Annotated in this window: 14 protein-coding genes; 12 read left to right on the forward strand and 2 right to left on the reverse strand. The window is 67.3% G+C overall.

Features of this window, described 5'->3' with window-relative positions; genetic code table 11:
* Nucleotides 1-144 precede the first annotated feature (144 nt).
* The 6 genes from serS (at nt 145) to G3572_RS02830 (ending at nt 6,527) form a co-directional block, all read left to right on the forward strand.
* Nucleotides 145-1,449, forward strand: a complete 1,305-nt coding sequence (serS, locus tag G3572_RS02805; protein WP_164609139.1) for a serine--tRNA ligase — start codon at nt 145-147, stop codon at nt 1,447-1,449.
* Nucleotides 1,450-1,501: 52 nt separating this feature from the next.
* On the forward strand, nt 1,502-2,218 hold the full coding sequence (locus G3572_RS02810) for a TspO-related membrane protein (protein ID WP_205518450.1): 717 nt from the start codon (nt 1,502-1,504) through the stop codon (nt 2,216-2,218).
* Nucleotides 2,219-2,257: 39 nt separating this feature from the next.
* The gene (locus G3572_RS02815) at nt 2,258-4,105 is read left to right on the forward strand and encodes an ABC-F family ATP-binding cassette domain-containing protein (protein ID WP_164609140.1); all 1,848 of its coding nucleotides are present in this window, start codon (nt 2,258-2,260) and stop codon (nt 4,103-4,105) included.
* Between the two features lie 111 nt (nt 4,106-4,216).
* The gene (locus G3572_RS02820; RefSeq protein ID WP_164609141.1) at nt 4,217-5,182 is read left to right on the forward strand and encodes a YihY/virulence factor BrkB family protein; all 966 of its coding nucleotides are present in this window, start codon (nt 4,217-4,219) and stop codon (nt 5,180-5,182) included.
* 86 nt (nt 5,183-5,268) lie between these two features.
* Nucleotides 5,269-5,883 carry a MarC family protein gene (locus G3572_RS02825; protein ID WP_164609142.1) on the forward strand — a complete coding sequence of 205 codons (615 nt, stop codon included), beginning with the start codon at nt 5,269-5,271 and terminating at the stop codon, nt 5,881-5,883.
* Between the two features lie 68 nt (nt 5,884-5,951).
* Nucleotides 5,952-6,527 carry a retropepsin-like aspartic protease family protein gene (locus tag G3572_RS02830; RefSeq protein WP_164609143.1) on the forward strand — a complete coding sequence of 192 codons (576 nt, stop codon included), beginning with the start codon at nt 5,952-5,954 and terminating at the stop codon, nt 6,525-6,527.
* 146 nt (nt 6,528-6,673) lie between these two features.
* Here the strand turns inward: G3572_RS02830 and G3572_RS02835 are convergent, their stop codons facing one another.
* Together G3572_RS02835 and G3572_RS02840 are read right to left on the reverse strand one after the other, a co-directional pair.
* Nucleotides 6,674-7,138 (reverse strand): DNA polymerase III subunit chi, encoded by a 465-nt coding sequence (locus G3572_RS02835; protein ID WP_164609144.1) that lies wholly within the window; start codon nt 7,136-7,138, stop codon nt 6,674-6,676.
* Between the two features lie 5 nt (nt 7,139-7,143).
* A complete protein-coding gene (locus G3572_RS02840; RefSeq protein WP_164609145.1) occupies nt 7,144-8,616 on the reverse strand; it encodes a leucyl aminopeptidase in 1,473 nt (490 codons plus the stop codon).
* A 171-nt stretch (nt 8,617-8,787) separates the two neighbouring features.
* Here G3572_RS02840 and lptF point away from each other — a divergent pair, with 171 nt between their 5' ends.
* From lptF to rsmA, 6 genes are all read left to right on the forward strand, one after another.
* Entirely contained in the window at nt 8,788-9,927 is a 1,140-nt protein-coding gene (lptF, locus tag G3572_RS02845; protein WP_164609146.1) for an LPS export ABC transporter permease LptF, read from the forward strand.
* Nucleotides 9,924-11,021, forward strand: a complete 1,098-nt coding sequence (gene lptG / locus G3572_RS02850; protein ID WP_164609147.1) for an LPS export ABC transporter permease LptG — start codon at nt 9,924-9,926, stop codon at nt 11,019-11,021. Before lptF ends, lptG begins: the two co-directional genes overlap by 4 nt.
* Nucleotides 11,021-13,198: an LPS-assembly protein LptD gene (locus G3572_RS02855; protein WP_164609148.1), complete on the forward strand. Its 2,178-nt coding sequence runs from the start codon at nt 11,021-11,023 to the stop codon at nt 13,196-13,198. The genes lptG and G3572_RS02855 overlap by 1 nt, the downstream gene beginning before the upstream one ends.
* Before the next feature lie 106 nt (nt 13,199-13,304).
* Entirely contained in the window at nt 13,305-14,540 is a 1,236-nt protein-coding gene (locus G3572_RS02860) for a peptidylprolyl isomerase (protein WP_164609149.1), read from the forward strand.
* Entirely contained in the window at nt 14,537-15,517 is a 981-nt protein-coding gene (gene pdxA / locus G3572_RS02865) for a 4-hydroxythreonine-4-phosphate dehydrogenase PdxA (protein WP_164609150.1), read from the forward strand. Before G3572_RS02860 ends, pdxA begins: the two co-directional genes overlap by 4 nt.
* A 62-nt stretch (nt 15,518-15,579) precedes the next feature.
* Entirely contained in the window at nt 15,580-16,422 is an 843-nt protein-coding gene (gene rsmA / locus G3572_RS02870) for a 16S rRNA (adenine(1518)-N(6)/adenine(1519)-N(6))-dimethyltransferase RsmA (protein WP_164609151.1), read from the forward strand.
* Nucleotides 16,423-16,459: the final 37 nt, after the last annotated feature.

The following is a 16,459-nucleotide window of genomic DNA, read 5'->3' on the forward strand; positions in this document are numbered from 1 at the left end:
GACGGGCCCGTTTGCGGCCCTTGGCCAGCCATATATGCGGGGTGTGCCCGGAATAACAGGGCTTTTGCTGCGCTTTTCGCCCCCCCCTTTTTCCGCACGCGCATTTGGGGCATAAGCCGGGACGACAACCCGAAAGGCCGTATCATGCACGACATCAAAGCCATCCGCGAAAACCCTGCCGCATTCGACGCCGCGCTGGCGCGCCGGGGTCTGTCGGCCATGTCGTCGCAGATTCTGGCGCTCGATGCCGACCGCCGCGCCAAGATCGTGGCCGCCGAAACCGCGCAGGCCGAACAGAACCGCGCCTCGAAAGAGGTGGGGGCGGCCAAGGCGCGCGGCGACGAGGCCGAGTTTGAACGCCTGCGCGCCCTTGTCGCACAAACCAAGGCCGACATCGCCCGCCTGACCGCCGAGGCCGCCGAACAGGACAGCACCCTGCGCGATCTGCTCATGCGCATCGACAACCTGCCCCTGCCCGAAGTGCCCGATGGCGCGGACGAGTCGGGGAACGTGGAAATCCGCCGCTGGGGCACCCCGCGCGCGTTCGACTTCACCCCGCGCGAACATTTCGACATCCCCGGCGTCAAACCCGGCATGGATTTCGAAACCGCCGCCAAGCTCTCCGGCAGCCGTTTCGTGGTGCTCAAGGGCCCGGTGATCCGCGTCCACCGCGCACTCGCGCAGTTCATGCTCGACACCCATGTCGAGGAACATGGCCTGACCGAGATGTGGACGCCCGTTCTGGTCAAGGACGACGCGATGTATGGCACCAACCAGCTGCCGAAATTCGCCGAAGACAGCTATCAGACCACCAACGGCTGGTGGCTGATCCCCACGTCCGAAGTCACCCTGACCAACTCGGTCGCCGGCGACATTCTGGACGAGGCGACGCTGCCCGTCCGCATGACCGCCCACACCCAGTGCTTCCGCTCCGAAGCGGGGTCGGCGGGCAAGGACACCGCCGGCATGCTGCGCCAGCACCAGTTCGAGAAGGTGGAGATGGTCACCATCTGCACCCCCGAGACGCATCTGGACGAACAGGAACGGATGCGCCGCTGTGCCGAGGCGATCCTTGAAAAGCTGGGCATCCCCTATCGCACCGTGGTTCTGTGCACCGGCGACATGGGCTTCGGCGCGCAGCGCACCTATGATCTGGAGGCGTGGCTCCCCGGCCAGAACACCTACCGCGAGATTTCCTCGGTTTCCACCTGCGGCCAGTTTCAGGCCCGCCGCATGAACGCCCGCTACCGCCCCGCAAAGACAGAAAACGGCGGCGGCAAGCCCGAGTTTGTGGCCACGCTCAACGGTTCGGGCCTCGCCGTGGGGCGCTGCCTGATCGCGGTGCTGGAGAACGGGCAGCAGGCCGATGGCTCGGTCGACCTGCCTGCGGTGCTGCATCCCTATCTGGGCGGGCGCACCAAAATCAGCGCCGCAGGCCAACTGGTATGAAACCAAAACGCGCGGAAGGCGTTTGTCTTTTGACATCTATTCAAGGCATATCATGACCCTCCGCGCGATCCTTCTCATTCTGGCAACCCTCGCCTTTGTGCTGGCCCCGTTCTACACGCCCTCGTTCAGCGGCTTCGATCCCTCCCTCTTTCCGGTGCCGATCGAGAATCCGGCGGTGCAGCCTGCGGGTTATGCCTTCTCGATCTGGTCGGTCATCTATGTCTGGCTCTTGATCCACGCAGGCTACGGGTTCTGGAAACGCGCGCACAGCCCCGACTGGGATTCGGTTCGGGTGCCGCTGATCGTCTCGCTTGTGCTGGGCAGCCTCTGGCTTGCCATCGCCTCGAGCTATCCGGTCATCGCGACCGTGGTCATCCTCGCAATGGCCGCCGCCACGCTCACAGCCTACTTCCTGGCCGACGAATTCTATGATCGCTGGCTGCTCTCGGCACCGCTCGCGATCTATGCGGGCTGGCTCAGCGCCGCCAGTTCGGTTTCCGTCGGCATCCTGCTCGCAGGCTATGGCGTGCTGACAGATACCGAATCCGCTCTGGTGATGATTGCGGTCGTCCTCGGCATCGCAGGTCTGGTGCAATGGGCGCGCCCCTATATGCCCGTCTATGGCCTGACCGTCGTCTGGGCGCTGGTCGGCATCATCGTCACCAATGCGCAAACCAATGTGCTGGTTGCAGGCGTCGCCGCAGGGGCCGCTGCCCTCATGGCCGCCGTCACCTTCTTCGCTTGGAACAAGCGCCGCGTCACACTCTGATGCTTGACCTTGTGGCGTGGCTCAGGCAAGCCACGCCGCATGTTACGCATCGAAGACATCACCTATAACGTCGAAGGCCGCCCCCTGTTCGAAGGGGCCTCGGCCACTATTCCCACGGGCCACAAGGTCGGCCTTGTCGGGCGCAACGGTGCGGGCAAGACCACCCTCTTCCGCCTGATCCGCGGCGAGTTGGCACTGGAAGGCGGCACCATCTCGCTGCCCGCCCGCGCCCGCATCGGCGGCGTCGCGCAAGAGGTGCCATCCTCCTCCACCTCGCTGCTCGACACCGTGCTCGAGGCCGATACCGAGCGTAACGCCCTGCTGCGCGAGGCGGACACCGCCAAGGACCCCAACCGCATCGCCGAGATTCAGGCGCGCCTGTCCGACATCGACGCATGGTCCGCCGAAGGCCGCGCCAGCGCCATCCTCAAGGGCCTCGGTTTCGACGCCGAGGCGCAGAAACGCCCCTGCTCCGATTTCTCCGGCGGCTGGCGGATGCGGGTGGCCCTTGCAGGCGTGCTGTTCGCCCAGCCCGATTACCTGCTGCTGGACGAGCCGACCAACTACCTCGACCTCGAAGGCGCGCTCTGGCTGGAAAGCTACCTGACCAAATACCCGCACACCGTGCTCATCATCAGCCACGACCGCGGCCTTCTGAACCGCGCGGTCACGGGCATCCTGCATCTGGATCAGAAGAAACTCACCTACTGGTCCGGCCCCTATGACCAGTTCGCGCGTCAGGTCGCCGAACGCCGCGCCGTGCTGCAGGCCGAAGCGAAAAAGCAGGAAGCCCGCCGCGCCCACCTGCAAAGCTTTGTCGACCGCTTCAAGGCCAAGGCGTCAAAGGCCGTGCAGGCGCAGTCCCGCGTGAAGATGCTGGAAAAGATGGAAACCATCACGGCGCCCGAGGATGCGAAAAAGGTGGTCTTCACCTTCCCCGCGCCCGAGGAGCTCTCGCCCCCCATCATCAACATCGAAACGGCGGCGGTGGGCTATGGCGGCCCCGCGATCCTGAAAAACCTGTCCCTCCGCATCGACCAGGATGACCGCATCGCGCTTCTGGGCCGCAACGGCGAAGGCAAGTCGACCCTGTCGAAACTGCTGGCCGGCAAGCTCGAGACGATGGCGGGCAAGATCACCCGCTCGTCCAAACTGCGCATCGGCTATTTCGCCCAGCATCAGGTGGACGAACTTTACATTGACGAAACCCCGCTGCAGCACCTGCAACGCCTGCGCCCCGCCGAAGGCCAGCCGCGCCTGCGTGCGCGCCTCGCGGGCTTCGGCCTTGGTGCGGATCAGGCCGAAACCGTCGTGGGCCGCCTCTCCGGCGGGCAAAAGGCGCGGCTCTCGCTGCTCCTTGCCACCATCGACGCGCCGCATCTCCTGATCCTCGACGAACCCACCAACCACCTCGACATCGAAAGCCGCGAGGCGCTGGTCGAGGCGCTCACCGAATATTCCGGCGCGGTGATCCTCGTCAGCCACGACATGCACCTTCTCTCGCTCGTGGCCGACCGGCTCTGGCTGGTCAAGGGCGGCGCGGTGACGCCCTATACCGAAGACCTCGAGGCCTATCGCAAGATGCTTCTGGCGGGCGACGAGGTGGAAAAACCGGCCCCCAAACAGGTGGAAAAGCCGAAGAAAGCCAGCCGCGACGAGGTTCTTGCCCTCAGGGCCGAGGTCCGCAAATGCGAGGAGCGGCTGTCAAAACTCAACGACATGCGCGACAAGCTGGCGAAAAAGCTGGCCGACCCCGAGCTTTACGAGGCCGCCCGCATTGGCGAGCTGGAGACCTGGAACAAGAAATATGCCGAGGTGATGGAGGCGCTCGACCGCGCCGAGGCGATGTGGCTGACCGCGCAGGAAAAGCTCGAAAACGCCGCCTGACGCGGCCCCCGAGATACCCTGCCGCCTCCCGCGCCGCCCGTGACCGCCTGCAGGGAACGGACGCAGCGGTCGGGCGTTGTCCCTGCGTCGCCCCAAACAGTGCAGGTCAAGATGACGGGACAAAAGCCCACCCCGCCGCAAGGCCGCAGCGCCCGCTCGCCCGGCCAGTTCGGGGCCGCCGCGTGGATGGATGTGTTCTGGCGCGTGAAGGATGAGATCACCCGTGACCGCGTGATGATCGTGGCCGGTGGCGTGACCTTTTACGCCGTGCTCTCGCTTGTGCCCATGCTCACCGCCTTTGTCGCCGTCTTCGGCCTGTTTGCCGACACCTCCAACGTCGCCGCGCTGGTGGGCGGGCTCGAAGGCGCCGTCCCGCAAGAAGCGCTGACCCTGCTCTCGGGGCAACTCGACTCACTGGTCGCCATTGACCCGAGCACCCTGTCGATCGCCTCGATCGGCGCGCTCGCGGTGGCCTTCTGGACCGCGAACGGCGGCGTGAAGGGGCTGATCGAGGCGATGAACATCGCCTATGACGAAAGAGAGGCGCGCAGCTTCCTGATGCTCAATCTGTGGTCGATGGCACTGACGCTCGGCGCGATGCTGATGGTCGCCACGCTGATCGCGGCAGCGGCCATCCTGCCAGTGCTGACGCGTCTGCTGCCCGGTGACGGGCTGCTCGATATGATCCTCCTCTACGGACGCTGGCCCGTGATGGCGGTGGTGCTGGTCGTGGCCCTTTCGGTGCTCTACCGCTTCGGCCCCAGCCGACGCGAGGCGAAATGGCGCTGGATCACACCCGGAAGCATCTTCGGGGCCTTGGGCCTGATGCTCGCCTCTGTGGCCTTCGCCGTCTATACCGCCAATTTCGCGTCCTACAATGAAACCTATGGCTCTCTGGGCACGATTGTCGCGGTCATGGTCTGGCTGTGGATCGGCTCGATCGTGGTGATCATCGGGGCCGAGATCAATGCCGAACTGGAACACCAGACCGCGCAGGACACCACCATCGGCAAGGACCGCCCGATGGGCCGGCGCGGTGCCGCGATGGCCGACAAGGCAGCGCCACGCCGACCGTGAGGGCATGGCCTTCCGCGTCCACGCTCCACGAACCACGTGCGAAAATCCCGCTAGGCAGCCGCGCGGGGGCGCGATAGCTTGCGCCAATGGAAACCGCCTTTCTCATTACCGCCTTTGCCACGCTCTTCGTGGTGATCGACCCGCCGGGGCTGGTGCCGCTGTTCATCGCGCTCACCCGGGGGATGGCGGCCGAGCAGCGCCGCGCGATGGCCCGCCGCGCCTGTCTGATCGCGGCGGTGCTGCTCACGCTGTTCGGTCTGGCCGGAGAGGCGATCCTCGGCTTCATCGGCATTTCGATGTCGGCCTTCCGCATCGCGGGGGGCATCCTGCTGTTCCTGACCGCGCTGGACATGCTGTTCGAACGGCGCACCACGCGGCGCGAGGGGCAGACGCCGGAACCCGACCATGATCCTTCGGTGTTCCCGCTGGCGACGCCGCTGATCGCGGGGCCGGGGGCGATCGCCTCGATCATCCTGCTGATCGGCCAGGGCGGCGGCGACTGGACGGCAACCGTCGCGGTGCTCGGGCTGACCTGGGCGATGATCCTGGTCACCTTCCTGTTCCTGCTCGCCTCGCCGCCGCTGGAGCGCATGCTGGGCCGCACCGGCACCATCGTGATCACGCGGCTGCTGGGCATGTTGCTGGCGGCGCTCTCGGTGCAATTCGTGATCGACGGCGTGCGGCAAACCGGCCTGATCTGACGCCCGAAGGTTGCGGCGTCCCCTGCCGCACCCTAGCTTTCTGCGCAAAGGAAAGGATATCGCCGCGCATGGACAGCGAGATGATCGCACGCCTCGCCTATCTGGGCCTGCTGCTGGTGGCGGTCGGCGGCTACCTCGTGGTGGAATTTCGCGGCCGCATCGGCCATGCACTGCGCACCGCAGCCGCATGGGGCCTCATCGTGATCGGGCTGATGGCGGGTTACGGGCTGTGGCAGGACCTCAGCCGCGATGTCCTGCCGCGTCAGGCGGTGATCGAGGGCGGGGATATCCGCCTGCCCCGCAGCGCCGATGGCCATTACTATCTCACACTCGACATCGACGGCACGCCGATCCGCTTCATGGTCGATACCGGCGCCAGCCAGATGGTGCTCAGCCTCGCCGACGCCCGCCGCCTCGGCATCGACCCCGCCCGCCTCGCCTTCATCGGCGAGGCCCGCACCGCCAACGGCATCGTGCGCACCGCAAGGGTCACGCTGGACAATGTCACCCTGGGCCCCCACCGCGACGCGCGGCTCGCCGCCGTGGTCAATGAGGGCGATCTGGGAACCTCGCTGCTCGGCATGTCCTATCTGGGCCGCTACAGCATCGAGATCACCGGCGGCGAGATGATCCTGCGGCGCTGACCCCCCGCCCGCGTGCGGGTGTCACCTGCAGAATGCGCTCCGCGCGGGAGTATTTGGAAAGCAGCAATTCAAAACGCCGCACTTTGCATTGCTGCTTTCCAAATACTCCCCGCGGAGCGTCCGCCGCCAGACCGGGGCGCAGCGGGTCAGGCAGGGGCCTTTTCTGCCTTCTTCTCCCACCGCCCCGTCTCCTCCGACCAGTATTGCGCGGGCAATCCGGCTGCGGTGAGGTCTTTCCACTGCTTGCGGGCCCCGGCAAGCCGGTCGGGGTTGGCGGCTTCGAACAGGATCCAGACGCGTTCCATCGCCTGCGCTTCGGCGGGGTCGGTGCCGGCCCCGTCGATCAACAACAGGCCCTGCGCGCCATTGGTGGCCGGGCCGGTGCCAAGGAGCAAGGGCTGGCGGGCATCCCGCGCGCCCCCCGCCATCGCATGGGGCAGAAAGCTCTGCTCGGGATGGGTCCAAAGCCGCGCGTCCAGCCGCTTCAGTTCCGCCAGATCGGTGCCGCGCAGCATCAGGGGCCAGCCCTGCGCCATCGCGCGGGAGATGAGCACCCGCGCGGTCTGTTCCGCCGTGGACTGGGTCAGGTGGTAGAACATCACGATGCCCATCGGGCTTATTTCGCCTCGAACCTGTCGCGGATCAGCCGGTCCAGCGCCATCACCCCCCAGCCGGTCGCGCCCTTGGGGGCCAGCGTGCTGTCGGATTTCAGGAGCGCCGTCCCCGCGATGTCGAGATGGCACCACGGCACCTCGGGCTTGACAAAGCGGGCGAGGAATTGCGCCGCCGTGATCGCGCCGCCATCGCGCCCGCCGACGTTCATCATATCGGCGATGCGCGATTTCAGCTTGGCGTCATAGGCATCGCCCATCGGCATCCGCCATGCGCCCTCGCCTTCCGCCCTGGCCGCTTTCAGCAGGGCATCGCACAGCGCGTCGTCATTGGAAAAGACGCCGGTGTTCTCGTGCCCCAGCGCGATGATGATCGCTCCGGTCAGCGTGGCCAGATCGATCATGCCCTTGGGCTTGAACCGCTCCTGCGCATACCACATCACATCGGCCAGCACCAGACGGCCCTCGGCATCGGTGTTGATCACCTCGATGGTGTCACCCTTCATCGAGCGCACCACATCGCCGGGGCGCTGCGCGCGGCCGTCGGGCATGTTCTCGACCAGACCGACCAGACCCACCACATTGGCCTTGGCCCCGCGCAGGGCCAGCGTGCGCATCACCCCCGCCACCACCGCCGCGCCGCCCATGTCCATCGTCATGTCTTCCATGCCGGCGGCGGGCTTGATCGAGATGCCGCCGGTGTCGAACACAACGCCCTTGCCGACCAGCGCAAAGGGGGCCTCCTCCCTTGGCCCGCCCTTCCACTGCATCACCACCACCTTGGACGGGCTTTCCGAGCCCATGCCCACCCCCAGAAGCGCGCCCATGCCCAGCTTGCGCAGATCGTCCTCCTCGAGGATCTCGACCTCCAGCCCCAGTTCCTGCATCGCGGCGAGGCGCGCGGCGAAATCGTCGGTGGTCAGCACATTGGCCGGTTCGTTCACCAGATCGCGGGTGAAGAACACGCCCTCCACCACCGCCGCCCCGGCGCGCGCCGCCGATGCCACCTCTTCGGGCGCGTTCACCATAAGCGTGACTGCGCCCACCGGCTTGGCGGGGGCGGTCTTGTGCGGCGTGAAGTCATAGGCGCGCATCGCCAGACCGAAGGCGATCTCGGCCGCCAGAGGATGCGCCTCGGCCAGAACCAGCGTGCCCTGCCCCGACAAGGCCTTGCCCACGCTCGCGCCCGCCTTGCGCGCCTGTTCGGGCGTTGCCTTGCGCGGCAGGCGCAGGATCTGCACCGCATCCGCCGCCAGACCGGCCGGAAAGCCCAGATCCATCCCCTCGCCCGCTTTCAGCGCGCCAAAGGCCTCCGAGGCCACCGCGCGGCTGATGGCACCGCGCGTCAGCTTGTCCAGCCGCCGCGCCAGCGGCGCAAGCGTCACCCCCGGTTCGGCCAGAAGCGCGATGCGCCCCTGCGCGCTGGCTAGTGCCTCGGCATCGCTGTGCTGGAAAGAGATCGCAACGGGTTGGGTCATCATGGTCCTCGCGTCATGGGTCAGGCGCAGCGGGGCCGGCACAGGCCGGCGATTTTGCGCCGCATCCGGCAAAGGCTAGCCCGCGCCCCCGCCAATGACCAGATACCAGTTTCCATCGCCCCGCATTTGCCATAGCTTGCGCGCAAGACGTGCGAGGGAGCGAACAGGACCGTGCCGAGATTTGACAGATACCTGCTGTCGCATCTTCTTGCGCTGTTCGGGTTCTTTTCGCTGTTGCTGGTGTCGGTCTATTGGGTCAACCGCGCCGTGGGTCTGTTCGACCAGCTGATCGGCGATGGCCAGTCTGCGCTGGTCTTTGTCGAGTTCTCGCTGCTCACGCTGCCCAATGTCATCCGGCTCGTGCTGCCGATTTCCACCTTTGCCGCCGCAGTCTATGTCGCCAACCGGCTGATGAGCGATTCCGAACTCGTGGTCATGCAGGCGACCGGGTTTTCCTCCTTCCGCCTTGCGCGCCCGGTGGTGGTGTTCGGGCTGATCGTCACGCTGATGATGTCGATGCTCACCCATGTGCTGGTCCCCGCCAGCCGCGCCGCGTTGAGCGAGCGCAGCGCCGAGATTGCCGACAACGTCACCGCCCGCTTCCTGCGCGAAGGCCAGTTCATGCACCCTGCGACCGGCCTCACGCTCTATATCCGCGAGATCACCCCCAATGGCGAATTGCGCGATGTGTTCCTGTCCGATGACCGCAGCGCCGGTTCCGGCGCCACCTATACCGCGCGCCGCGCCCTGCTGGCGCGCGGCGATCAGGGGCCGAAACTGCTGATGTTCGACGGCATGACCCAGCAACTCGATCTGGCCAGCCGCCGCCTGTCCGTCACCCGTTTCGCCGATGTCACCTATGATCTGAGCGGGCTTCTGGGCGGGGCCGATGCCGGCGCGCGCACCGTGGACGAGGCATCCACGCTGGAACTCTTGCGCGCCGACGCCGCGCTGGTCGAGGAATTGCGCAGCCCCCGCGCCAATCTGCTGCAAGAAGGCCACAGCCGCATCGCGCAGCCCTTTCTGGCGGTCGCGGCGGCGCTGATCGGCTTTGGCGCGCTGCTGCTGGGCGCGTTCAGCCGCTTTGGCCTCTGGCGGCAGATCGGGGTGGCGGTGGTCCTGCTGATCGTGGTGCAGCTTATCAACACCCAGGGCACCGGCCTTGCGATCCGCTCGGAACTGGCATGGCCCGCGGTCTATGCCGCCCCGATTGCGGGGATAGCCATCGGCCTGACCCTCCTCTGGCTCTCGCAGCGCCCGCGCTGGCTCAGCCGGGAACAGCGCGCGGCGGCAGGGGGCGCAGCGGCATGATCCTGTCCACCTATATCGCGCGCCGCTTTCTCTGGGCCTATGCACAGGTGCTGGGGGTGTTCTGGGCCATCATGCTGCTGATCGACATGGTCGAGCAACTCCGCCGCTTTTCGGGGCGCGGCATCGGCACATGGGGCGCGCTGCATCTGGCGGCCATGAACACGCCCGCCAGCCTTTACCGCATCCTGCCGCTCATCGCCATTCTGGCCGCGATCACCCTGTTCCTGTCGCTCGCCCGCTCGTCGGAACTGGTGGTGATCCGCGCGGCGGGCCGCTCGGCCCTGCGCTTTCTGGTCGCGCCGGTGCTGATGGCGCTGATGATCGGCGCAGTCACCGTGGCGGTGTTCAACCCGCTCGTGGCCGCCACGCAAAAGGAATATGACAGGCTCTGGGCCGCCGCTGCCGACGGGGCCTCCAGCACGCTGTCGCTGGCCGATTCCGGCCTGTGGCTGCGGCAGGGCAGCGAGGACGGGCAAACCGTGATCCGCGCCTTGCGGGCCAATTCCGATGGCACCGAACTCTTTGGCGTCACCTTTATCCAGTTCGGCCCCGATGGTCTGGCCGCCGAACGGGTCGAGGCGGAAAGCGCGCGGCTGATCCCCGGCGCTTGGGCATTGACGGGGGCCAAACGTTGGGACATGGCAGGCATCAACCCCGAACGCGAGGCCCAGATGCTGCCCGACGATGCCACCCTGCCGTCAAACCTGACCGCCGCACGCATCCGCGACAGCTTTGGCGAGCCCTCCGCCGTGCCCTTCTGGGGCCTGCCGGCCTATATCGCGGGACTGGAACGGGCGGGCTTTTCGGCCCGCGCGCACCGCGTCTGGTATCAGATGGAACTGGCCCAGCCCTTGCTGCTGGCGGCAATGGTTCTGGTGGCCGCAGGCTTTACCATGCGCCATGCGCGCTTTGGCAAGACCGGGGTGCTGGTGCTGATGGCCATCTTGGGCGGCTTTTTCATATTCTTTCTGCGAAACTTCGCGCAGGTGCTTGGAAACAATGGGCAAATTCCCATCCTGCTTTCGGCATGGGCGGCCCCCGTCGCCGCTATCTTGCTGGCGCTTGCCCTGCTCTTGCATCTGGAGGACGGTTGATGCCCGCCCGCCCTCGCCGCTCCTTGCGCCGCCTTCTCGGCTCTCTGGCGCTTGCCGCCCTTCTCGCGCTCGGCCCCGCGCCGCGCCTTCAGGCGCAGGATATGGCGGCCCTTGTGGCCAACAGCGTGCGCATAGACGCCGGCGGCAGGCTGATCGCCGATGGCGGAGTCGAGGTGTTTTATCAGGGCCGCACCCTGCGCGCCGCGCGCATCACCTATGACCGCGCGGGCGACAGGCTGGCCATCGAAGGCCCCATCGTTCTGGTGGACGGGTCCGACACCATCCTGCTGGCCTCGCAGGCCGATCTTGCCGCCGACCTGACCCAAGGCGTGCTGACCAGCGCGCGCCTCGTGCTGAACCGCGAATTGCAGATGGCCGCCAACCAGATCCAGCGCATCGGCGGGCGCTATACCCAGCTTGACAATGCGGTCGCCTCCTCCTGCCGCATCTGCGACGGCGCGCCCCCCCTGTGGGAAATCCGCGCCCGCCGCGTGGTGCACGATCAGGAGGAACGGCAGATCTATTTCGACCACGCGCAATTCCGCGTCTCGGGCCTGCCCATCGTCTACTTCCCGCGCCTGCGCATGCCCGACCCGACGCTGGATCGAAGCTCGGGCTTCCTGATGCCGCGCGTGCGCACCACCTCGGGCCTCGGCACCGGGGTAAAGCTGCCCTATTTCCAGACCCTCGGGCCGCACCGAGACCTGACGATCACGCCTTACCTCTCGACCAAATCGGGCCGCACGCTGGAACTGCGCTACCGGCAGGCCTTCCGCACCGGCACGATCGAGCTGAACGGCGCGCTCTCGCGCGACGAGCTGCTGCCGGGCGAGACGCGGCATTACCTGACCGCAACCGGAGCCTTTACGCTGCCGCGCGCGTTCCAGCTGTCGTTCGATGGCATCATCGTCAGCGATCCGGCCTATCTGCTCGATTATGGCCTGCCCGCCGCCGACCGCCTGACCAGCCGGATCGAGGTCAGCCGCACCCGCCGCAACGAACACATCTCGGGCCGCATCATCGGCATCCGCTCGATCCGCGCGGGCGAGGTGAACTCCACCCTGCCCACGCTGATCACCGACATGACCTATCACCGCCGCTTTTCCGGCGGCCCGCTCGGCGGCGAGGCGGGGCTGCAATTCCAGACCCACGGGCATTACCGGTCGTCGACGCTGCCCTTCGACACCGCCCGCGATGCCGACACCATCGCCGATGGACGCGATGTCAGCCGCGCCTCGCTGCGGCTCGACTGGCGGCGCAACTGGGATCTGCCGCTGGGCATGATGGCCAGCACGCTCGGCGAGGTGACGGGCGACGCCTACCGCATCGGGCAGGATGCAACCTTCGGCGGCGACACCACCCGCGTCCATGCGGGCGCGGCGCTCGAACTGCGCTGGCCCTGGGCCAAGTCGGGGGCCAATGGCGTCGGCCATGTGATCGAGCCGGTGGTGCAATTCGTCTGGGCCCGCAAGGGCCGCGAACGCCTGCCCAACGAAGATTCCATCCTTGTCGAGTTTGACGAGGGCAATCTCTTTGCGATCAACCGCTATCCGGGCTCGGATGCCATCGAGCGCGGCGGGCGCGTCAACCTCGGCCTTACCTACACCCGCGTCGATCCGGCGGGCTGGACACTCTCCACCGCCGTGGGCCGCGTGCTGCGCCGCGAAGACCTTGGCCAGTTCTCCACCGCCTCGGGCCTCGATGGCCGCCGCTCCGACTGGCTGGCCGCCGCGCAACTGGCGCTTCCCATGGGCCTCGGCATCAGCCAGCGGGTGCTGGTGGACAGCGGCTTCAAGCTGACCAAATCCGAAACCCGGCTTGACCTCGCCGGCGCGCGCTATGGCCTGTCGGGGTCATACGTCTTTCTGGGGGCCGACCCGATGGAAGACCGCCCCGCCGACATCGCCGAACTTGCCTTCGACGGCAGCTACAAGCTGACCGAGGCATGGACCGCCCGCGCGCAGGCCCGCTATGACATCGAGGCGCGGCGCGCCAACCGCGCCGGCGTCGGGGTCCAGTTCCGCAACGAATGCGTCTCGCTCGATCTTTCTCTCTCGCGTCGGTTCACATCCTCGACTAGTGTGAAGCCGACAACGGATTTCGGCCTTTCGGTCGATCTGGTCGGCTTTGGCGCAGGCACCGCCGCAGGCCCGTCGCGCACCTGCAGACGCAGATGACAGGGCGCAGGCAGGCAAACGCAGGCAGGCAAGGGCAAGGCGGCAGCACAGGCAGATCAATCGGGCGCAAGACGGGAAAGGCGCAAGAGCAGTGACGGCAGAACGCATGACAAAAGCTTTGTCCAAATTCCTCGGGGCCACCGCCCTGATTGCAACGCTGGCTGCGGCCGCGGCCCTCGTGCCGCAGCCCGCCGCGGCGCAAGACGGCTCGCCCTTCGCCGCCGTGATGCAGATCAACGGTCAGGTCATCACCCGCTATGAGCTTGAACAGCGCAAACTGTTCCTCAAACTCCTGCGCGCGCCGGGCGACCCGGAAGAGCAGGCGATGAAGGGCCTTCTGCAAGACCGTCTGGCCGCCGACCAGGCCAAGCGCTTCGGCATCCGCCTGACGGCAGAGCAACTTGAACAAGGCATGGAAGAATTCGCCAGCCGCGCCAATCTCAGCGCCGCCGAATTCATCGCCGCGCTGGCCGAGGCGGGGGTTTCGATGGAAACCTACCGCGATTTCGTCGGCAACGGGCTGATCTGGCGCGATCTGGTGCGCGCGCGCTATGCGGGCAGCTTCACCGTCAGCGAAGCCGAAATCGACCGCGCCATCGCCAATGGCACGGTGAACACCGCGATGCAGCTTCTGCTGTCCGAAATCATCCTGCCCGCCGAAGGCGACCCCGAGCCGCAGCAGGAACTGGCCCGCCGCCTGCGCGCCGAGATCAGCAGCGAAGAGGCTTTTGCCGCCGCCGCACGGCGCTATTCGGCCTCGCCTTCGGCAGAACGTGGCGGGCGGCTGGACTGGACGCTGACCTCGGAACTGCCGCCGCAGATCGTGGAACTGGTGCTGGCGCTCGGCCCCGGCCAGGTCTCGCAGCCTATCACCCTGCCCAATGCGGTGGCGGTGTTCCAGTTGCGCGACGTGGCCGAAGACACCACCGCGCAAATGCCGCCCGTGGAACTGGGCTATGCCGAATTCCTGATGCCCAATACCCCCACGGTTCAGGCCGAAGCGGCAGCCCTGCATGCGCGTCTTGACTCCTGCCTTGATCTTCACGCCGAGGCGCGCAGCCTGCCCACCGACCGGCTGAAGGTGGAAACCCGTCTGGTCTCCGAGATCCCCGCCGATGTGGCGCTGCAACTGGCGCAGCTTGATCCGGGCGAATATTCCACCGCGATCACCCGTGGCGGCTGGCGCGTGTTCCTGATGCTGTGCAGCCGCGCCCCCCGTCTCGAAGAGGGGCCGATCAACCGCGAGGCGATCCGCGAGCAACTGACCTCCCGCCGCCTGACCCTGCTGGCCGATGCCTTTCTGGAAGAATTGCGCTCGGAAGCCATCATCAAGACCCCATGACGCCGCAGCCGCTGGTCATGACCTGTGGCGATCCGGCAGGCATCGGGCCGGAACTGGCCACGCGCGCCCGCGCGATCCTCGGGGCCGGCGTGCCCTTCGTCTGGCTGGGTGATCCGCGCCACCTGCCGCAGGGCACCGACTGGGTCGAGGTTGCCGGGCCTGCCGCCGCGCGCGCGGTGCCGCCCGACCGGCTTGCGGTGCTGCCCCACCGCTTCACCGCCCCCGCCACACCGGGCGCGCCCGAACCTGCCAATGCCAGCGGCGTCATCGAGGTGATCGCCCGCGCGGTCGCGCTTGTGCAATCGGGCGCGGCGGGCGGTATCGTCACCGCGCCGCTGAACAAGAAGGTGCTGAAGGACGGGGCGGGCTTTGCCTTTCCGGGGCATACCGAATACCTCGCCCATCTGGCGGGCGACGTGCCGGTGGTGATGATGCTGGCCTCGCCCCTGCTGCGCGTGGTGCCGGCCACCATCCACATTCCGCTGTCGCAGGTGCCCGCCGCGCTGACGCCCGCGCTGCTGGAACAGGTCATCCGCCTGACCCATGCCGGGCTGATCCGCGACTTCGGGCTGGCCGCCCCGCGCATCGCGGTGGCGGGCCTGAACCCCCATGCCGGCGAAGGCGGCGCGATGGGGCATGAAGATGCCGCCGTGATCGCGCCGGTGGTGGCACGGCTGGCTGCCGAAGGCATGGCCGTGACCGGCCCCCTGCCCGCCGACACCATGTTCCACCCCCGCGCCCGCGCGCGCTATGATGCCGCCGTCTGCGCCTATCACGATCAGGCGCTGATCCCGATCAAGACGCTGGACTTTGACGGCGGGGTGAATGTGACACTGGGGCTGCCTTTCGTGCGCACCTCGCCCGACCACGGCACCGCCTTTGACATCGCGGGCAAGGGCGTGGCGCTGCCCGACTCTCTGGTTGCGGCGGCGCGGATGGCGTGGGAGATGGCGACAGCGCGGATGCGCGCGGGGTAAGGGCAGACCGGGGCTCCGCCCCAGACCCCGGGATATTTGGGAACAGATGAAAGGGCTTGGCCTTGGGAACCATTGACGGCCTGCCGCCCTTGCGTGAGGTGATCCGGGCGCATGATCTGGTGGCGAAAAAGCAGCTCGGGCAGAACTTCCTGCTGGATCTGAACCTGACGGCCAAGATTGCGCGGATGGCGGGGGATCTGTCGGGCTGTGATGTGCTGGAGGTCGGCCCCGGCCCCGGCGGCCTGACACGCGGGCTTCTGGCGGAAGGCGCGCGGCGGGTGCTGGTGGTGGAGAAGGACCCGCGCTGCATTCCGGCGCTGGAGGAGATCGCCGCCACCTATCCGGGGCGGCTGGAGATCGTGCAGGGCGACGCGCTGGAGCTGGATGTGGCGGCGCGGCTGCAGGGCCCGATCCGCGTGGTGTCGAATCTGCCCTATAACGTGGGGACGGAACTCCTGATCCGCTGGCTGTCACCGGCGGTCTGGCCGCCGTTCTGGACCTCGCTGACGCTGATGTTCCAGAAGGAGGTGGCCGAGCGCATCGTCGCCAAGCCGCGAGGGGATCATTACGGGCGGCTGGCGATTCTGGCGCAGTGGCGGGCGGAGGCGAAGATCGTGATGCATCTGCCGCCCGAGGCCTTTACCCCCGCGCCCAAGGTGCATTCTGCTGTGGTGCATCTGACGCGGCTGGAGGCCCCGAGGTTTCACGCCGATGCGGCGGTGCTCGCCCGCGTGACGGCGATGGCCTTCAACCAGCGCCGCAAGATGCTGCGCTCGAGCCTCAAGGGCCTTGGCGGCGATGTGGAGGCCTTGCTGGAGGGCGTGGGCATCGTGCCGACACAGCGGGCCGAGGAGATCGGGCTGGAGGCGTTCTGCGCGCTGGCCCGCGCGGTGGCGGCGCGCTGAGACGCAAACGCCGCCCCGGTTCAGGGGGCGGCGCGGG

Source organism: Pseudotabrizicola algicola (assembly GCF_010915705.1).
GTDB classification, from domain to species: domain Bacteria; phylum Pseudomonadota; class Alphaproteobacteria; order Rhodobacterales; family Rhodobacteraceae; genus Pseudotabrizicola; species Pseudotabrizicola algicola.